Annotated in this window: 16 protein-coding genes; 6 read left to right on the forward strand and 10 right to left on the reverse strand. The window is 39.4% G+C overall.

The genetic code is table 11. The features are described from left to right. From miaA to F984_RS06970, 3 genes are all read left to right on the forward strand, one after another. Positions 1–945, forward strand: coding sequence for a tRNA (adenosine(37)-N6)-dimethylallyltransferase MiaA (gene miaA, locus F984_RS06960; RefSeq protein ID WP_004708138.1), 945 nt, complete (start codon positions 1–3; stop codon positions 943–945). A gap of 94 nt (positions 946–1,039) precedes the next feature. Further along, entirely contained in the window at positions 1,040–1,546 is a 507-nt protein-coding gene (gene hfq, locus F984_RS06965; protein WP_004708140.1) for an RNA chaperone Hfq, read from the forward strand. Positions 1,547–1,675: 129 nt separating this feature from the next. After that, a complete protein-coding gene (locus F984_RS06970) occupies positions 1,676–2,533 on the forward strand; it encodes a DMT family transporter (RefSeq protein WP_004708142.1) in 858 nt (285 codons plus the stop codon). 36 nt (positions 2,534–2,569) lie between these two features. On the opposite strand, the gene nfsB is transcribed toward F984_RS06970, so the two are convergent. Then, positions 2,570–3,223, reverse strand: a complete 654-nt coding sequence (nfsB, locus tag F984_RS06975) for an oxygen-insensitive NAD(P)H nitroreductase (protein ID WP_004708144.1) — start codon at positions 3,221–3,223, stop codon at positions 2,570–2,572. Positions 3,224–3,361: 138 nt separating this feature from the next. Between nfsB and F984_RS0103745 the strand changes: the two genes are divergently transcribed. Continuing rightward, positions 3,362–3,580, forward strand: a complete 219-nt coding sequence (locus F984_RS0103745) for a hypothetical protein (protein ID WP_022575521.1) — start codon at positions 3,362–3,364, stop codon at positions 3,578–3,580. Positions 3,581–3,587: 7 nt separating this feature from the next. Here the strand turns inward: F984_RS0103745 and F984_RS06980 are convergent, their stop codons facing one another. After that, positions 3,588–4,307 carry a UDP-2,3-diacylglucosamine diphosphatase gene (locus F984_RS06980; protein ID WP_004708145.1) on the reverse strand — a complete coding sequence of 240 codons (720 nt, stop codon included), beginning with the start codon at positions 4,305–4,307 and terminating at the stop codon, positions 3,588–3,590. Positions 4,308–4,322: 15 nt separating this feature from the next. Beyond that, entirely contained in the window at positions 4,323–4,832 is a 510-nt protein-coding gene (locus F984_RS06985; protein WP_002049022.1) for a peptidylprolyl isomerase, read from the reverse strand. Between the two features lie 167 nt (positions 4,833–4,999). Between F984_RS06985 and F984_RS06990 the strand changes: the two genes are divergently transcribed. Beyond that, positions 5,000–6,727 carry a glutamine--tRNA ligase/YqeY domain fusion protein gene (locus tag F984_RS06990; RefSeq protein ID WP_002049025.1) on the forward strand — a complete coding sequence of 576 codons (1,728 nt, stop codon included), beginning with the start codon at positions 5,000–5,002 and terminating at the stop codon, positions 6,725–6,727. A gap of 488 nt (positions 6,728–7,215) precedes the next feature. Here the strand turns inward: F984_RS06990 and F984_RS06995 are convergent, their stop codons facing one another. The 5 genes from F984_RS06995 to exaC form a co-directional block, all read right to left on the reverse strand. Further along, positions 7,216–7,938 (reverse strand): glutamine amidotransferase, encoded by a 723-nt coding sequence (locus F984_RS06995; protein WP_002048996.1) that lies wholly within the window; start codon positions 7,936–7,938, stop codon positions 7,216–7,218. Between the two features lie 164 nt (positions 7,939–8,102). Then, positions 8,103–8,918 (reverse strand): ethanolamine ammonia-lyase subunit EutC, encoded by an 816-nt coding sequence (gene eutC / locus F984_RS07000; protein ID WP_004708149.1) that lies wholly within the window; start codon positions 8,916–8,918, stop codon positions 8,103–8,105. A 10-nt stretch (positions 8,919–8,928) separates the two neighbouring features. Then, entirely contained in the window at positions 8,929–10,314 is a 1,386-nt protein-coding gene (locus F984_RS07005) for an ethanolamine ammonia-lyase subunit EutB (RefSeq protein ID WP_004708150.1), read from the reverse strand. A gap of 14 nt (positions 10,315–10,328) precedes the next feature. Then, positions 10,329–11,765 carry an ethanolamine permease gene (eat, locus tag F984_RS07010; protein ID WP_004708152.1) on the reverse strand — a complete coding sequence of 479 codons (1,437 nt, stop codon included), beginning with the start codon at positions 11,763–11,765 and terminating at the stop codon, positions 10,329–10,331. 221 nt (positions 11,766–11,986) lie between these two features. Continuing rightward, positions 11,987–13,498, reverse strand: coding sequence for an acetaldehyde dehydrogenase ExaC (exaC, locus tag F984_RS07015; RefSeq protein ID WP_002049023.1), 1,512 nt, complete (start codon positions 13,496–13,498; stop codon positions 11,987–11,989). Between the two features lie 142 nt (positions 13,499–13,640). Between exaC and F984_RS07020 the strand changes: the two genes are divergently transcribed. Continuing rightward, positions 13,641–14,831, forward strand: coding sequence for a helix-turn-helix domain-containing protein (locus F984_RS07020; RefSeq protein ID WP_004708154.1), 1,191 nt, complete (start codon positions 13,641–13,643; stop codon positions 14,829–14,831). Here the strand turns inward: F984_RS07020 and F984_RS07025 are convergent. Beyond that, positions 14,828–15,796: an alpha/beta hydrolase gene (locus tag F984_RS07025; RefSeq protein WP_004708156.1), complete on the reverse strand. Its 969-nt coding sequence runs from the start codon at positions 15,794–15,796 to the stop codon at positions 14,828–14,830. The genes F984_RS07020 and F984_RS07025 overlap by 4 nt on opposite strands. A 193-nt stretch (positions 15,797–15,989) precedes the next feature. Beyond that, a complete protein-coding gene (gene mdh / locus F984_RS07030) occupies positions 15,990–17,162 on the reverse strand; it encodes an iron-dependent methanol dehydrogenase (protein WP_002049024.1) in 1,173 nt (390 codons plus the stop codon). Between the last annotated feature and the right edge of the window lie 112 nt (positions 17,163–17,274).

Below are 17,274 nucleotides of genomic sequence, written 5' to 3' on the forward strand. Positions count from 1 at the left end.
ATGTCAAATCAATTGCCCGTCATCAATTTAATGGGACCAACTGCAAGCGGAAAAACCGCTTTGGCATGTGAACTTTATGAGCGTGGAGATTTTGAGTTAATTTCGGTTGATTCGGCTCTTATATATAAAGACATGGATATTGGCACGGCTAAACCAACACGTGAAGAGCAGGAGCTATATCCACATCATTTAATAGATATTATTACTCCACTTGAGGTCTATTCGGCTGCCCAGTTTGTTGAAGATGCTTGTGTTTTAATTGACGAGATGCATTCACGCGGCAAAACTCCTATCTTGGTTGGAGGAACCATGCTGTATTTCAAGGCGCTCCTAGAAGGATTATCAAGTAACTTGCCAAGCGCAGATACAAATGTTCGTGCAGCAATTGAAGAAAAAGCAGCGAATGAAGGGTGGCAAGCTGTTTATGATGAACTGGTGGCAGTAGATCCGGCAGCTGGTGTGAAATTCAAGGTTTCTGATAAACAAAGAATTATTCGCGCGTTAGAAGTTTATCGTATTACAGGTCAACCAATTACCAAATTGCAGGCAGAACAACCAAAAAACGTACCATATCGATACATATTTCATAACTATGCTTTGCTTCCAGATCGGTTAGAATTACATCAACGCATTGAGCAAAGATTAAGCAAAATGTGGGATATCGGTTTTTTGAGTGAAGTTGAATCTCTAATTGAAAAATACGATTTAGATGAAAATTTACCCTCTATGCGTTCTGTTGGTTATCGACAAGCTCTAGAATTTCTATTAAAAAGTGATATGAGTCTCAAAAAAAAGCAAGAAATGGAGGATAAAGCCTTATTTGCAACACGACAACTTGCCAAACGTCAATATACGTGGTTACGTTCTTTGCAAGAAATACACGATTTTAAAACTTACTTGACGATAAAGCAGGCGAAAGAAGACTTGCGAAACTCTTATGGATAAAGCAAAATTTGCACACTGTCTTTTTATAATTTTTAGTTGAAAAATAAAGATAGTTTTTTTGCGCTGATTTAAAAATTTTTTTTTGGAGTTAAAAATGTCTAAAGGTCAAACTTTACAAGATCCGTTCTTAAATTCTCTCCGTAAAGAACGTATCCCAGTTTCTATTTTCCTTGTTAACGGTATTAAATTACAAGGTCATATTGAATCTTTTGACCAATATGTTGTTTTATTAAAAAATACTGTAAGTCAAATGGTTTACAAACACGCAATTTCTACAGTTGTTCCAGCTCGTAACCCACGTCCAGCAGGTGCACAAGGTGCAGGTTTCCCAGCTCAGGGTGGTAGTCAAGGTGGCTTCGGTGGTCAAGGCGCTGGCTTTGGTGGTGCTCAAGGCGCTGGCTTCGGTGGTCAAGGTGGCTTCGGTGGTCAAGGTGGCTTCGGTAGTCAAGGCGGCTTCGGCGGTCAAGGCGGCTTCGGTGGTCAAGGTGGCTTCGGTGGTCAAGGCGGCTTCGGTGGTCAAGGCGGCTTCGGTGGTCATCAAGGCGGTTTCGACAACGATTCTAAATTTGAAGATGGTCAAGACGACGAAAATAATCGTTAATTGATTAGCTTAGAAAAACCAGTCAGTGATGGCTGGTTTTTTTATGGCTTTAAAAATATAAAAAGTATATTCAGTTATTTGTAGTGCATCTCGCTTTCTTGAAAATTCAGTTTAATAGGTTCTTCGCAAATGATATTAATATTTGCTGCGGCGCTGTGCAGTGTTCTGGTGTCTGTATTACTAAAAAATTTAAAGAAAAAGGGCTATCAACCCATGCAAATGATTGCATGGAATTATGCAAGTGCTAGCTTGTTATGTTATTGGTGGTTTAAGCCAGATATTCAGCATATTTCTATACAACACATGCCTTGGTGGCTAATCGTTGCTTTAGGCATCATTTTACCGAGTATTTTTTTATGTCTTGCGAAATCCTTAGAGCATGCCGGTATCGTCAAAACAGAAATTGCTCAACGATTGTCAGTGGTACTCTCTTTATTAGCAGCTTATTTCTTTTTTCAAGAACGGTTTAATTCTCTTAAATTATTAGGTATTGGTTTAGGAATTTTTGCTGTTATTTTAATCGTATTTGGACAGATAAATGGCACTTCAGGCCATCAATCGAAAAAGGCAATTCTTGCGTTAATGAGTGTCTGGTTTGGTTATGCTGCTGTAGATGTCTTGTTAAAATACACGAGTAGTTTGGGGCTACAATTTACGTTAACTTTGAATCTGATTTTTATTACAGCCTTTGTATTATCAATAGTTTATTTATTATTCCAAAAAAAGTCAGCATGGAATTTTAAAAATACTTTGGCTGGATTAATACTAGGTGTACTTAATTTTTCAAATATTGCCTTGTATGTTAAAGCACATATTTTACTTAAAGATTCACCAGCGATTGTCTTTGCAAGTATGAATATTCTAGTGGTATTACTTGGGATAGTTTGTGGTGTAGTTTTATATAAAGAAAAATTAAAACTCCCAACGATTTTAGGAACGATTTTGGGAATAAGTGGATTGGTTTGTTTAGCCTTAGCTATGAAATAGGAGTTCAAAAGACTGTTCTTTTGAACTCTACTAATCTTATAAATGTGTAAAAATAACTTCATCTGGCAGACGAGATTTTGGCAACTTCGCATTGAAATCATTTTCACTTCTATAGCCAAGTGAGACAATGACAGAGCTACGTAAGCCTTTTTCTTTTAAGCCAAATTCTTCATTTAAAACATCTTCGTCGAAGCCCCCCATTGGGGTTGCATCTATGCCTTCAAGACCAGCTGCAAAAAGTAGTTGTCCTAAAGCAATAAAAGTTTGGTTTTCCATCCAGCCAAATAAATTTTTTTGTTCATTGCGATAAAACTCAACGTAGCCATGACGTGTATCTTTTTGACCAAGTTTTGCTTTTTCATCTTTAAATCGACCGCTTAAATCATCTTGCTCAAGTAATTGATTTAAATATTCGGGTGAAATATCTGTTCTTGTACAAAATACAAGCGTATGTGATGACTCAAGAACTTTAGGAGCATTATAGGCATATCGCCCTGTTAAGGCTTTAGCAATGCGTTCTTTAGCAGCAAGATTGTCAGCCACCAAGAAATGCCAAGGTTGAATATTCACTGAAGAAGGTGTGAAGCGTAAAATTTCTAATAATTTATTGAATTTTTCTTGAGGAATTTTTTTCTCAGGATCATACGCTTTTGTGGTGTAGCGACTTTTAACCGTATTTAGTAAATCCATACTTACTCCATGTCAATCTTATTACAATCGAAGTGTTCTCATCTTTGGCATGATACGCGATTTTATAAGAAAACATCTGCATTTTAATGTGATAAAGAAATATAATACTTATATAAATTTTTTATTAATTTATTGAAAATGTTTGATTTAATGCCCAAAGATGCAAAGAGTAAGCTGCGAGAAATTAGAGTTGTTAAAGCCTTTCTGTTTTTTGCATTTGTATTGTGTCTTTTAATTTTATACATCGAATATCAAAAATATGGACATATAAGCTGGAAATTTGTATTCCTTACCTGTCTATGTATGATCTGGGATTTTGATTTAAATAAACAAGCTAAGCATGTGAAAAATAACTGACAATTAATTAATAATACCAATCAGTTAGTTTGATTTGCTGCAGATGTGAAGAGGGATCAATTTCTAAAATTTGTGCGTGATCTTCTTTCCAGTCACCGAGTACAATCCGTTGTTTATGCTGTACTTCATGAATAGCTGGACGATGAGTGTGCCCATGAATAAGTATGTCTATATCTTTTAGGGCGGAGAGCACGGCTTGTTCATTCACATCCATAATCTCACAACTTTTTTGCTGTTTGTCCGAATGGCTTCTTTTACGGAAACCATTGACCAGCTTTGCACGGAAGCTCAGTGGCGTACGGCGTAAAAAGGCAACTAAAAGGGGATTTCGAATAATTTTTTTAAATCTTTGATAAGAAATATCATCCGTACATAACGCATCGCCATGTTCTAGACGGTATTGGTGGCCTGCAATATTAAGATAATAAATATCGGGGAGTAATACACCATTAAACTTATTGAGGAAAACCTGATTTAGAGCAAAGTCGCGGTTACCAACTTGAAAGTAAACACGATTACCTTTTTCATTAAAAGCTTTTAAAGCTTCGACAATTTCGTCGAGCCAAGGAGCTGAATAATCGTCACCAATCCAAGCATTAAACCAGTCACCTAAAATATAAAGCTGTGTTTGTTTATTTTGATAATGTACCAACAAATCTAAAAACCCTCGAACGAGTCGAGGGTGTTCAGGTGACAAATGTAAATCTGAAATAAACAGATAGGTCACAGCTTTATCCTAAAATTATTCAGAAATAATTTTAGCAGATTCGATAACAACGTTTTCTAAAGGAACGTCAGCGTGATAACCACGGTTACCTGTACGTACACTTTTGATCGCGTCTACAACGTCCATACCTTCAACAACTTTACCGAATACAGCATAACCCCAACCTTGTGCAGTTTTTGAAGTATGGTTCAAGAAAGAGTTATTTTTTACATTGATGAAGAATTGTGCAGAAGCAGAGTGTGGCGCTTGAGTACGTGCCATAGCAATTGTACCAACATCGTTACTTAAACCGTTGTCAGCTTCGTTTTCAATTGCATCACGAGTTGCTTTTTCTTTGAAGTTTTCATCCATCCCGCCGCCTTGGATCATGAAACCATCAATGACACGGTGGAAAATAACGCCGTCATAAAAACCGTCACGTACGTATTCTAAAAAGTTTGCTACTGTTTTTGGTGCTTTTTCAGTATTTAGTTCAAGAACAATACGACCTTTATTGGTGTTTAATTCGACTTGAGGAAAACTCATTACATTAATCTCCTAAACATGGGCTTATGACCATGGGTTTTTGGTTGAGAGAAGCATAAGCAAACTGTAAACTACAAGGCAAGTAAAAAACGTTAAAATCTTTGTGAAAAATGAAGATAGCGTTTATTTTTTCGAAATTTTATCTACAAAGAAGTGATTGATACACTATGAAGCCTAATGATGTTGTCTCGAACCTGCCAAACAACCCGACACCGAATACTCATGCCTCTGTCGATTCTGCGCAGCAAGAACAACAGGCTGGATTAGATTTTGTTCGCCAAGTCATTACTGATGATTTAGCTGCCGGACGTACCAAACAAATCGTAACTCGTTTTCCGCCAGAACCAAATGGTTATTTACATATTGGTCACGTAAAAGCAATCTGTCTAAACTTTGGTGTTGCTGAAGAGTTTGATGGACTCTGTAATTTACGTTTTGACGATACTAACCCCGATGCGGAAGAACAAGAGTATGTTGATGGGATCGCCAATGATGTGAAATGGCTTGGTTTTAACTGGAATGGTGAACCTCGCTATGCTTCTGGTTATTTTGATCAGCTTTATGCATGGGCAATTCAATTGATTGAACAAGGTGATGCATATGTTGATTTGCAGTCTCCAGAAGAAATTAAATTAAACCGTGGTAGTTTTGTTGAACCAGGAAAAAACTCGCCATATCGTGATGCATCTGTTGAAGAGAACCTTGCTCGCTTTGAACAAATGCGCAGTGGTGAACTAAAAGAAGGTGAAGCTGTTTTACGCGCTAAAATTGATATGGCAAGCCCGAACGTGCATATGCGTGATCCAATTTTGTATCGTGTCTTGCATTCAGAGCATCATCAAACTGGCGACAAATGGAAAATCTACCCAATGTATGACTATGCTCATCCATTGTCTGATGCAATTGAAGGAATCACGCATTCACTTTGTACATTGGAATTCCAAGATCACCGTCCATTCTATGACTGGATTGTTGAAAAGGTTAAGTCTAAAGCTGTTCCGCACCAATACGAATCATCTCGTTTGAACGTAGATTACACCATTACTTCTAAACGTAAATTACGTAAGTTGGTTGAAGGTGGTTATGTAAATGGTTGGGATGACCCTCGTATGCCAACAGTTGTTGGTATGCGCCGTCGTGGTTTTACACCAGAAGGCTTACGTGATTTCTGTAAACGTGTAGGTGTGTCTAAAACTGACGGTATTGTTGATGTTGCAATGCTTGAGTTCTGTATTCGTCAATCTTTGGAGAATACAGCAGCGCGTGGTATGGCTGTGTTAGATCCTTTAAAAGTGACACTTACAAACTTACCAGAAGATTTAGACCTTACACATGCGCGTCATCCAAATGTCGATATGGGTGAGCGTGTCATTCCATTAACTAAAGAAATCTATATTGACCGTAAAGATTTTGAAGAAGTACCGCCAAAAGGCTTTAAGCGTTTAATTCCGGATGGTGAAGTTCGTTTACGCCATGCATATGTAATTAAGTGTGATGAAGTCATCAAAGATGCAAATGGTGAAGTTGTTGAGCTGAAATGTTCAATCGATCCAGACACTTTAGGCAAGAATCCTGAAGGGCGTAAAGTAAAAGGCGTGATTCACTGGGTATCTGCAAGCAAGGGTATTCCTGCTGAAGTACGTATTTATGATCGTTTATTTACAGAGGCTGACCCTGAAACTGGTGATGATTTCTTAGCGAATTTAAATCCAGATTCTTTGAAAGTCGTTCAGGCTGTGATTGAACCTGCTTTAGCTCAAGCGAAACCAGAAGACCGTTTCCAATTTGAACGTGAAGGTTATTTTGTTGCGGATCAACATGATCATACTCCTGAAAAACCTGTCTTCAACCGCGTTCTTGATTTGAAAGACAGCTTCAAACCTGAGAAAAAGTAAGAGATTGCTTATCTTTTACTTTTTCGCAAGACGAACAACATGTTGTGAGTAGATAGTTGAGATTGCTTATCTCTTACTTTTTCGCAAGACGAACAACATATTGTGAGTCAACAACAGATATTAAAAAAGCCCAACTGTAAGGTTGGGCTTTTTTCGGAGGTCTTCTCATCATAATATTCTTTTTCTTTATGATTTCGCTTCCTTGGCAAAAGAGCTTAGGTAGGATTAATCACATAAAAGTAAAGAACTAATAGTATGAGAAGCATTGTTGAAAGCATTAAGTAAGTATTGACCGTATTAAAGCTTTTAAGAAACTTCCAGATATCCATAGTAAATCAGCGTATATTTTATGTTACAAATTAATAATACACTGAAACTTTTCTGAAATGTTTCTAAAAATAAAATATAAAGTTTCTTTGTTTAAAAAATAGTCATAAAATACCAAGTGGTAAAAAATAATATTCATTAAACATGAGAAATTACTTCACTTATGCACTATAACCAATTCTTTTCAAGAATTTTTGAATTAATTCAAATGCAGCGTGTTCAAGTGCAGGGGCATATTCGATATTTTGCTCACGCAATTTAGGAATAGAAATTCCAGCATTACGAAGTTCACATGTGTGACCAATAAGCCATTTTTCAAAGTTTTCTTGAGTCGTCTCAATGTGGAACTGTAAAGCAAGAATATTATTACCCACTTCAAAGGCTTGGTTAGTATAAATATCTGAACTCGCCAAAAGGGCTGCATTTTCAGGAAGGTCGAAAGTATCACCATGCCAATGTAAAACATGGATATTATTAAGCAAAGGCGATAATACCTGATTAGGGCGTAAACTTAAGCTTAAAGCTCCCCAGCCAATTTCTTTTTGATGGCCTGCATATACTTTGGCACCAAGTGCATGAGCTATAAGCTGTGCACCTAAGCATATGCCAAGTGTTGGTTTATCTGCTGCCAAACGTTGTTTGAGTAAAGCGATTTCATCTTTTAAAAATGGATAATCTTCAGTTTCATAAACTCCAATTGGACCACCTAAAATAATAGTTAAACCGTCATGGGCGAAAGCAGGAGTTAAATCATCTACACCAGCTTCAAAATAACGGACGCGAAAACCAAGTTGATAAAAGACATCTTCTAATGAACCTAAGTCTTCGAAAGCAAGATGCTGAATGGCATAAATAGTTTTAGGAAAGGCGTTTGTAGTACTCATACAAATGATTCATAGAAGATCAATAGGTGGAGTATAGCGATAAATATAAAGAAGAAAATATCCATATAAATCGTCAATACCTGAAAATTGCTATTTTTCGTTAAGATAATCTTGTTACGCAGAAATATTTTGTAGGTAAGAAATATCTATGCGTAACCTACTATTTAAAATAAAAGCTTTGCGTTTTCATTATGGTCGATATTTGAAAGTTGATGTTCATCTTTTAAATTTACTCCTGAAAAGCCAAGCTGCTTCGATTTTTTCATGAGTGCCATTAAACGTTGTACCGCAACTGGAATACTTAAGCCTGCTGAACGGACGTTGGAAATACAGTTGCGTTTGGAGTCAAGGCAACCTGAATATGCATTCCATGTGTAGTAAATTCCCATACTGTCAGGAGAACTTAAACCTGGGCGCTCTCCAATAAGCATAACCAGCATGGAGGCTTTAAAAATTTCTGCAACTTCATCGCCTAAAGCAACTCGGCTTCCTGTTGCAAATATAATTGGTGCAAGGCTCCAGTTTTCTTGTTGAATATGTTCGCTTAGCACTGTAATAAATGCGATAGCATTTGCTTCAATCGCTCTTGCAGAGAGACCATCACCTACCACAATACAAACATCATACTGCTGTGGGTTTTTTGCATACTCTTTAATTAAGGTTTCTTTTGATAGATTTGAAAGTTGGCGTCCCAAATCTGGGCGTTTGAGATAAATTTCTTTATTAGCGGCATTACTTTGAACATGAAGAGTTTGAAGTTGCTTTTGCTGTAACTGTTCAGACAAGTAGGGAACATCCATATGTTGATAAACAGCATCTTTTGATTGCGCATGAGACAACTGGAACTCAAGTAAGGCCCGTGTTGGGATACTGCAACCAGCACGACCTAAAGCAATACGGGCATCAGTAAACTCTTTAAGTTTTTCCCACTGATCCTGATGGGTAGAGGACGGATATTGAATATCACGGTTCAGTTTCATGGTGTTCCCCCTAGTTCATGAGCAGACGAGAGAATTGGTCAGGCATGTGGTCTGCCCAACATATTTGAGAGTTTTGCTGTTTAAAAATACCTTGCTGTTCAAGCCAAGCGGAGAACTCTGGAGCGGGTTTTAAACCGAGGAGTTGTCTTAAATAGAGAGCATCATGGAATGAAGTGGTTTGATAGTTGAGCATGACATCGTCCGAACCTGGAATTCCCATAATGAAGTTAATGCCTGCGGCGCCAAATAGAGTAAGAAGTACATCCATATCATTTTGGTCGGCATCGGCATGGTTGGTATAACAAATATCGCAGCCCATTGGCACGCCAAGTAACTTACCGCAGAAGTGATCTTCTAAACCTGCACGTATAATTTGTTTACCGTTAAATAGGTACTCGGGGCCAATAAAGCCGACGACTGTATTTACCAAAAGCGGGTTATATTTACGAGCCACTGCGTAGGCCCGAGTTTCTAATGTTTGCTGGTCAACGCCGTGATGTGCATTGCTTGATAGGGCACTCCCTTGACCCGTTTCAAAATACATAACATTTTGTCCAATGGTTCCGCGCTTGAGCGCGAGTGTGGCTTCATATCCTTCTTGTAGTAAATCGAGTGAAATTCCAAATCCTTCGTTTGCCAGTTGGGTACCAGCGATTGATTGAAACATTAAATCAATTGGCACATTTTTTTCAGCAAGTTGAATGCCTGAGCTGATATGTGTGAGCACACAAGATTGCGTTGGAATTTGATATTCCTGAATAACATGGTCAAGTAGTTTTAGTAGCTCTGACAAATTATGCAGGTTATCCGTGGCAGGGTTAATGCCAATTACGGCATCACCATTGCCATACATCAAACCATCTAAAATACTGGCTGAAATACCGAGTACATCATCGGTAGGGTGATTAGGTTGTAAACGGGTAGAAAGATGACCTTTTAAACCAATGGTGTTACGGAACTGGGTAATGACTTCACATTTGCTGGCGACATAAATCAAATCTTGATTGCGCATAATTTTGCTGACAGCAGCCACCATTTCTGGAGTTAAACCTGATGCTAAAGCTTTTAAGCTTTGGGCAGTTGCATCTTCTCCAAGTAACCAATTTCGAAAATCACCTACTGTAAAGTGTGAAATAGGGGCAAAGGCTGTTAAGTCATGTTCATCAATAATCAGACGCGTAATTTCATCAGATTCATAATCGACTACAACTTCATTTAAAAAGTTTTTCAGTGGCACATCGGCCAAAGTCATTTGTGCCGCAACATGTTCGGTTGCATCTCTGGCAGCTATACCTGCTAGCTCATCGCCTGAACGTAACGGTGTAGCTTTGGCCATCAAAGTTTTTAGGTCCGCAAAATGATACTGTTGATTGGCGACAATATTGCGATAACTCATAGTTGTATCCCTTTTTATAGTTCTTGTTCGGCAGCTTTAATATTTGCAAACTCTTCTTCTGGTGTCCCTTTCACTAAATGATAGCGGCTGTAGAACAAGAAGTAAGCAATAAATACGACATAGATACCTGCAGCAATAAACCATACTTTCGGATTAACAACAAAACCTGCGACCACAGCAGTGACTGCTAAAATGAGTGCAATACTTGAGGTCACAATGCCACCTGGTGTTTTATAAGGGCGAGGCATGTCGGGTTTAGATAAGCGCAGTTTGATGTGGGATAAAAGAATCAACACATACGAAATGGTTGCACCAAAAACCGCGATTAAAATCAGTGAATCGCCTTCTTTGGTAAGTGAAAGCAAAAAACCGATAATGCCCGGAATAATAATTGCGAGATAAGGAGCTTTATTTTTATTGGTTAACGAGAGTGAAGTTGGTAAGTAGCCAGCTCGTGACAATGCAAAGATTTGACGCGAATAGGCATAGATAATTGAGAAGAAACTTGCGATTAAACCAGCTAAACCCACAAAGTTTACGAATGTCGCAAGCCAAGTGTTGGTGCCATAAACTTTCACTAATGCATCTACCAGAGGGGCACCTGAGTTTTGTAAAGTACTTGCACCTGCTGCGCCTGCACCCAAGAACAAAATGAGCATAGCAAACGCGGTTAAGATGAGCATTGCACCGATTAAACCGCGTGGCAGAGATTTGGCTGGATCTTTTGCTTCTTCTGCTGCTAACGGCACACCTTCTACTGCAAGAAAAAACCAGATTGCAAAGGGAACCGCGGCCCAGATGCCCAAATAGCCATGAGGTAGAAAACGGCTTGCACCAGTTGCTGTGCTAACGGGAATATCTAAAAGGTTTTGTGCATTAAAATGTGGGATCATTGCTGTAATAAAAACAACAAGAGCAACAGCAGCGACTAACGTAATGGCAAACATGATTTTCAAGGCTTCGCCGGCACCTTTGAGATGTATACCCATAAAAATGGCATAACAGGCGAGGTAAATCATCCAGCCATTAATCCCAAATAGAGATTCGCAATAACCACCAATAAATACGGCAATAGCAGCAGGCGCAATTGCGTATTCAATTAAAATCGCCGTACCTGTTAAGTAGCCTCCGAAAGGACCAAAGGCAGCACGTGCAAAACTATAACCGCCACCTGCTGTCGGCATCATGGTGGACATTTCTGACATAGAAAGACATAGACATAAGTACATAAGCGCAGCAAGAGCAGTGGCAATAAACATACCACCCCAACCACCTTGGGCAATACCAAAGTTCCAGCCGGCAAAATCACCTGATATCACATACGCTACGCCTAAACCAATCAGGAGTAACCAACCCACGGTACCTTGTTTAAGTTGACGCTGAGCAAAATATTCTGCTGATGAGACTTCTGCACTTGAAGAAATAACGGAAGCTGTTTCTGGTTGATTCATACAATACTCCTGCGAGTTGGTTTGTATGAATGAATGCAAAAGCAATGCCTAAATGATGTGCTTTAAATATTAGATGACGCTTTTTTATTCCGGATAGTAAAAATTTGAGAGCTGGCTGTACTAAATAAAAAAGCCAGCAATCTAAATTACTGGCTTTTTATACAATTACTGAGCTTGCTTCCTTCTAGCGTTGATAGTTTGGTATCAACTTGGTGCGAAACTTAGAAGAAGCCCATTGGTTTAGTTGAATAACTTACTAACAAGTTTTTAGTTTGTTGATAGTGATCTAGCATCATCTTATGGTTTTCACGGCCAATACCAGACTTTTTGTAACCACCAAATGCAGCATGCGCAGGGTAGATGTTATAGCAGTTTGTCCAGACACGACCCGCCTCAATAGCGCGACCAGCACGGTAAGAAATATGGGCTGAACGTGACCAAACGCCAGCACCTAGACCATACATGGTGTCATTGGCAATTTTGATTGCATCGTCAAAGTCTTTAAATGTTGTCACAGCAAGTACAGGTCCAAAAATTTCTTCTTGGAAGACTTGCATGCTGTTGTGGCCTTTAAAGATAGTCGGATCAACATAGAAACCGTCACCTACTTCTTTACGGCCACTACCACCTAGTAAGAGTTCTGCACCTTCTTCGCGGCCTGTATTAATACAACGTAAGATTTTCTCTTGTTGTTGTAACGATGCTTGAGCACCAATCATGGTTTCAGTATCGAGAGGATGACCAGTTTTAATGCGTTTTACACGTTCAACGGCCAACTCTAAGAATTGATCAGCAATACTTTCTTGTACTAAAGCACGAGAAGGGCAAGTACATACTTCACCTTGGTTTAAGGCAAACATGGCAAAACCTTCAAGTGTTTTTTCTAAGAAGTCATCTTGTTTATCCATGATGTCTTCAAAGAAAAGGTTCGGTGACTTACCACCAAGCTCTAACGTAACTGGAATAATATTTTCAGTCGCATATTGCATCACCATTTGACCAGTTTGTGTTGACCCTGTGAAAGCAATTTTGGCAATACGTGGATTGGTTGCTAACGGACGACCAACTTCTGCACCGAAACCATTCACAATATTGAGTACGCCCGGCGGTAAGATATCTTGGATGAGTTCGGCAACCAGTAAAATACCCACTGGCGTTTGCTCAGCTGGCTTAATCACCACACAGTTACCAGCCGCTAAAGCAGGAGCCAGCTTCCATGCAGCCATTAAAATCGGGAAGTTCCATGGAATGATTTGTCCGACCACACCTAGCGGCTCATGGAAATGATAAGCGATAGTATCTTCATCGATTTCAGAGATGCCGCCTTCTTGAGCACGAATACATCCAGCAAAATAACGGAAATGATCGATTGCAAGTGGAAGGTCAGCGGCTAAAGTTTCACGCACTGCTTTACCGTTATCCCAAGTTTCTGCAACTGCAAGCATTTCAAGATTTGCTTCTAAACGATCGGCAATTTTTAAAAGTATATTTGAGCGTACCGTTGGAGATGCTTTATTCCATGTTGCTTTGGCTTTGTGCGCTGCATCTAGCGCGAGTTCAATGTCTTCGGCACTAGAGCGTGGAATACGTGTAAAGGCTTTTCCGTCAACGGGAGATACATTGTCAAAATACGCACCCTTTACAGGTGCAACCCATTCACCGCCAATAAAATTTTCATATTGTGATTTGAATTGAACTTTTGAGCCTGGTTGATTTGGATCGATATAGCGCATATAAATATTCCTTTGCTTTTTAGGACTAAAGACTAACAAGAACCCTGTCAGTAGGTACTTTCGTACTTTGTATAATTAGGATATAAAGAAGAAGGTTGGAGAAAGGTTGGAATAGAAATGTGGATATATAAGGAATTTACAAATGTTCACAAAAAAGGATTTATTGCAGCAACGGACGTTGATTGATCAACTGCGCACGCAAAATAGTCTCTCTCCTCAAAACGCTGCCAAACTCGGCCAAAGTATTGCAAGCTCATGGGAGCGATCAGCTTCTGCTGCGATTCCTAAAGAACGCTTTGCGGCTCCATTAGTCGAAAAAAAATCTGCTTCACAAAATGCTTTAGATATGGCTTTAAGTCAGTGTGGTGACGACTTACGTCATATTGCAGAACAATCTTCAATGGTGATTGCTGTCGGTGATATAGGCAGTACCATTATTTGGACTGCACCCAGTGCCCAAATGCAAAGTGCTGCTGAACGCGTGCATTTTGTACAAGGCGGGCAGTGGCGTGAAGAATTTGTCGGTACAAATGCCTTAGCTTTATCTTTAAAAACTCAACAATCAAGCTGTGTTTTTTCAAATGAACATTACATGGAGTCGATTCATGATTGGGTATGTTATGCCGCACCAATTATCGATCCATATTCAAAACAAACACTAGGTGTGGTTGATTTATCAACTACATGGAAGAATCATAATAGTTTAGGAATATTGGCTGCCGAACGTTGCGCATCCATTATTCAATCTGCTTTGCTAGAGCAGCAACGCCAACAATTACATATTCGGGCATTTTCGACGCCACAAGTTAAATTTAATGGTAAAAGTTTATTATTAACACCGCGGCAAATTGAAATTTTAACCATATTGGCACTATGTCCACATGGCTTAACTTTAGAACATCTTTATCAGGCACTCTATGGTGAGCGCAAAGTCAGCATGGGTACGCTTAAAGCTGAAATGTCTCAACTGCGAGATATTTTAGGAGGTTTGCTTGGTTCACGCCCATATCGGCTACTTGTGCATGTTGAAGCCGATTTCTTACAAGCTGAACAAGCACTCGATGCAGGATATGCGGCTTCTGCTTTACAGCTTTATACCGGTGTTTTTCTGGCAAAAACCGAGAGTCCGTTTCTGTGTGCATGGCGCGACTGCCTTGAGTCACGCTTGAGCGATGCAATTTTTAAAACCCAAGAAACGGATTTATTACTCAAACATTTAGCTCATTTTCCCGAAGCAATCGATGCGGTAGAACGTCTTATGGAATTATTACCGAGTGAACATCCTGCGCATCAACTGCTGGTGAAATATATTGACTCGCCTAAGCTAAGTTAGGTGATTTTTTGTTCCAGCCACTGGAATAGTTGTTGATAGACTTGATTCCGCACTGGCTGGGCCGAAAGGACTAAATCGTGTAAGCCATTGTGAATAGAGACCACCGAAACATCGCCCTTTATTTTTTTACCGAATTTCGCAATGTCTTTAACATCTAAAATAACATCACTTTGGGTTGCATCTGGTCCCCATTTACGAGGATTTTTAGTTTGGTGCGAATGCATAATCAGTGCGGGGACGTTTAGCTTAACGCCGTGGTGAATTTCTTTTTGTGCTGTATGAATCGCATGTAGAAAGCTAAGTTGAACTGTAGGGGCAGAGGTCGGTTTCCAATCCAGGTTGAAGTCCCATTCACCCTTAAGTTGTTTGTGAAGACTGGTGGTGTACCATTTGTTAAGTTTGCTTGGAAATTTAACTTTAGGCAGATATTTTCCTACTCGACTGAGCATTGGAATACCAAATTTCTTTTCAACTAAACTTAAATTGAAGTCGTAAAACGGACTATTCGCCCATAGTGCTTTAATAAGTGGATGATCTGGATGATGAGTAGCATAAAGCGTTGCTGTCAAACCGCCAGTCGAATGACCTGCAAGTAATACTTGTGTATGTTTTTCTTGGCCAATGATCTCTAATGCTTGAGTAATTTCGGCATCATATTCATTTAAATCAAGCACATTATAGAAAATTTGATGAGGCAACTTTGAGCGGCCATATTTTCTTAAATCGAGTGCATAGAAGTCATAGCCATGCGCATTGAATTGCTCGGCCATTTCAGTTTGAAAGAAATAATCTAAAAAACCATGAATATAAAGTACGGCTTTTTGAGTTGGCTGAGTGGCCTTTTTACGAACTAAGGTGGCTATAACTTTACCTTCATAATCATCTGGAAAGTTGAGTGTTAGCTGTTCGTAGCCGGCACCTAAAATATCTGGGGCATAATTGTGTTTAGCTGTAGATGTATTCATTTTTATCGAGCTATTGTCATTAAGTCATGTTGAGTATCCTTCAATGAAATGGGCAAATTGTCAATCAGGTTTAGAGAAGGTTGGAGTATAGGTTTTAAAAAAAGGGAATACCGCTGGAGCTAAGTATTCCCAAAAAGTAAGTCAACGGTCGGAGGGATTTGACTTACTACAGGAACATAGCGTTACATCAGTATTAAAGAGCGGCTTTGAAAATCTCCACAACTTGTGCATGGTTTGCTTTACGAGGGTTGGTCAGCATACATGCATCTTTTTGAGCGTTATCGGCCATCACCGCGAGGTCTTCGGTTTTTACGCCCAACTCTGTTAAGCCAGATGGGATACCAATTGAAGAAGACAGTTTACGGATGGCATCAATTGCAGCATACGCAGCTTCTGTTACGGTGAGACCTTGCGTATTTACACCCATTAACTCTGCGATTTTTGCATAACGATCTGGACAAGCAATTAAGTTAAATTCACAAACATGTGGTAGCAAGATTGCGTTACATACACCGTGAGGTAGGTTATAGAACCCGCCTAACTGGTGAGCCATTGCATGGACATAACCTAAAGATGCATTGTTAAATGCCATACCAGCCAAGTACTGCGCATAACTCATTGCATCACGTGCTTCGATGTTTTCACCATTTGCGACAGCGGGTTGTAACCATTGACTAATCATGGTGATTGCTTTTTCAGCACACGCATCGGTAATTGGGTTTGCCGCCGTAGACACATATGCTTCAACCGCATGGGTTAACGCATCCATACCAGTTGCTGCTGTTAAACCTGCTGGTTTTGCAATCATGAGTTTCGGGTCATCGATAGCAATAAGTGGGGTACAACGCCAGTCAACAATTGCCATTTTTACATGAGTGTCTGTATTGGTAATAATACAGAAGCGAGTCATTTCAGATGCAGTACCTGCCGTTGTATTCACTGCAATTAATGGTGTCATTGGTACTTTACTTTTATCGATGCCTTCGTAGTCACGAATATGACCACCACCTGCAGTGACCAAACCAATTCCTTTCGCACAGTCATGAGATGAACCACCGCCTAGCGAAACAATAAAGTCACACCCATTGTCGTTATAGGCTTTCACGCCATTGTGAACATTAATATCGGTTGGGTTAGGTTCCGCGCCCGGGAAAATATGGCTCGCTACGCCTGCTTCGGTTAAATAGCTTGCAATAAGATCTGCAACGCCAAATTTAAATAGCCCTTCATCGGTCACAATTAATGCTTTTTTTGCGCCGAGATTTTGTGCTTTTGTACCAATTTCTTTGGCACATCCTGGACCAAAGAGTGATACGCAAGGAATATAAAAACCGTTTGTTTGATCTGCAATATTTTTAAAAGCCATGGAGTGATTCCTTTTTCCATAAATCCATTGTTTGTTATTACAGGTGAGCCTCACCATGGGCTTAGTATTGTGATGTGTAGATTATTTTCCTACCTACCAAAAACCTACCAAA

Origin of the sequence: Acinetobacter nosocomialis NIPH 2119 (assembly GCF_000368085.1) — a bacterium.
Classification (GTDB): Bacteria; Pseudomonadota; Gammaproteobacteria; order Pseudomonadales; family Moraxellaceae; genus Acinetobacter; species Acinetobacter nosocomialis.